The 2202-nt window shown below is 63.3% G+C and carries 2 protein-coding genes and 1 pseudogene; all 3 read right to left on the bottom strand.

Features of this window, described 5'->3' with window-relative positions; translation table 11 throughout:
• On the bottom strand, positions 1–747 hold a 747-nt coding region (locus EN991_RS33295), incomplete at its 3' end, for a cyclase family protein (protein WP_245461145.1).
• Positions 744–1922 (bottom strand): ABC transporter substrate-binding protein, encoded by a 1179-nt coding sequence (locus EN991_RS33290; protein WP_013528425.1) that lies wholly within the window; start codon positions 1920–1922, stop codon positions 744–746. The genes EN991_RS33295 and EN991_RS33290, both read right to left, overlap by 4 nt.
• Positions 1919–2202 (bottom strand): annotated as a pseudogene (locus EN991_RS33285) (branched-chain amino acid ABC transporter permease); the annotation flags it as partial. The pseudogene EN991_RS33285 and the gene EN991_RS33290, both read right to left, overlap by 4 nt.

The following is a 2202-nucleotide window of genomic DNA, read 5'->3' as shown; positions in this document are numbered from 1 at the left end:
GATGGCGACAGCGCGAGCCGGGAAGCCAGATCCGGCCTTTGGCTTTGGCCAGCTTGCCATTATCAACGCGCCGGCTTCGGGCACTTTGTCGAGATTGGCCAAGAGCTCGATCTGCCAGCAGTCGCGCGACAGCACATAGTATTCCAGGCTTGCGTCACCTGCGGAAGTGGCACGGCCGGGATCAGTGTCCATGCCCTCGTGCCCGATCGCAGCGACACCGCGGCGTTCCAAAAGTTCCTCCAGCACCGGCTTCGACCAACCCGGCGCATGCGAGATACCGTCGGCCGACTTGTTCCGAAATGCCACGGGGTCCGGCCAGCGCGGCCACCAGCCGGTGCGAAGTGCGACAAAACACTTTTCCGGGATACGGCCGTTCCGCGTCTCCCAGGCCGAAATATCGTCGAGCGTCGGCGTCGCGTCGGGATCGGCGGCGACCCTGTCGCTGATGTCGAGGATGACCAGCGGCAGAAGCATCTCCGCCACCGGCAGTTGGTCGATCGAGCGGCCGCCGTCGATGAAGTGCACCGGCGGATCGACATGGGTGCCCCACTGTCCGACGAAGGCGTAGTGGTGGACCTGGAAGGCATCGCCCTTCGAAAAATCGAGCAACGCACTGCGCTCCTCGTCCGGGAAGGCCGGGAAATGCGGCTGACCCGGATGAAACGCATGCGTCAGGTCGGTGAAGGTCGCGGCGGAGAGCCGCGACCTGTAGATGTCCCAAAGCGAGCCCGGAGTGGACAAGATCACGGCTCCGCGACGAAGGTCGGTGCCGCTTCACTTGCCAGGACAAGCTTGCCGTCCTTGACACCAATGACCGAGACCGACTTGTCCGGCACCGAAATGCCCGGGCGGTAGGTGATCGTGCCGGTCACGCCGTCGAGCCCGGACGTAGCGGCCAGCGCGTCACGGATCTTGGCCGGATCCGGCGCACCGGCACGCTTGATCGCGTCGGCCATCAGCTTGACCGAGTCGTAGCCGAGCGCAGCGAACGCGTTCTCCGGGGCATTGCCGACCGACTTGGTGTAGGCGTCGATGAAGGCCTGCACCTTCGGGGTGGCGCCCTCACCGATGTAGGCGTGTGTAGTGAAGTAGGTGTCCTTGGCCGCGTCGCCGCCGACCTGGATCAGCAAGGGCGTGTCGTAGCCGTCGCCGCCGACCACCGGCAGGTTGATGCCGGCCTGGCGCATCTGCTTCAAGATCAGGCCGATTTCCTCGGCATTCGACGAGGCATAGACGAAGTCTGGCTGCGGCGACAGCGCCTTCAGTTTGGCGATCTGCGCGGTAAAGGTCTTGTCGCCGATCTTGTAGGTGTCGCGCTCCAAAATCTTGCCCCCGCCATGCTCGTAGGCGGTGACGAAGTAGTCCGACAGCAGCGTTGTGTATTCAGTGCCGATGTCGGTCAGCAGGTAGGCGGTTTTGCCGTTCAGCTTGTTCAGCGCAAACTCCGCGCCAACCGCAGCCTGAACGTTGTCGCCGAAGGCGGCGAGGAAGATCTCGTTGCCGAGCTGGCTCGGCAATTTCGGCGAGGTCGCGCCTGGCGTTATGAACGGTATCTGCGCCGTCTGGACCTGCGGTCCGATGGCCAGCACCGAGTCGGAATCGGCGAAGCCGATGATGCCGACGACCTTGTCGCTGTCGATCAACTGGCTGGCGACGGTCGAGATCGTCGTCGAATCGCTCTTGGAGTCGTAGATCACCAGTTCTATCTGCTGGCCGAGCACGCCGCCGGCGGCGTTGATTTCGCTCGCTGCCAGCTTGGCGCCATTCAGCATCGGACCGTCGAGCGAGGCCTGGATGCCGGTCAGGTTTGCCGGATAGCCGATCTTGATGGTGTCGGCAGCAAGTGCCGTGCTGGCCGAGGCAAGCGCGAAGAATGCGCCAAGTCCCAGGCCGATGGTACCGCGTCGAGTGAGTTTGATCATCGTTTTCGTTCCTCTGTCTGGTTCACCGTTGCCGATCTTTGGGTTGATCCGAACATAAGTTCCCGGTCCCCCATGATCCCCTTCGGCCGGAAGATCATGACTAGAATGAAGATGAAGCCGAGCACGATCTGGCTGGCGCCAAACAGGGCCGGCACCGCGAAATCGCCGATCGTGAAGCCGCGTTCGACCGAGCGCAGGATCTCCGACAACAGCGAAACGCAGATGACGCCGACCACCGCGCCGGTCAGGGAGCCCATGCCGCCCAGCACCAGCATTGTGA

It is taken from the genome of Mesorhizobium sp. M7A.F.Ca.US.005.03.2.1 (assembly GCF_003997795.1).
Lineage (GTDB): Bacteria > Pseudomonadota > Alphaproteobacteria > Rhizobiales > Rhizobiaceae > Mesorhizobium > Mesorhizobium ciceri.
Note: the sequence above shows the minus strand (reverse complement) of the source record. Positions and strands in the feature narration are given on the sequence as shown.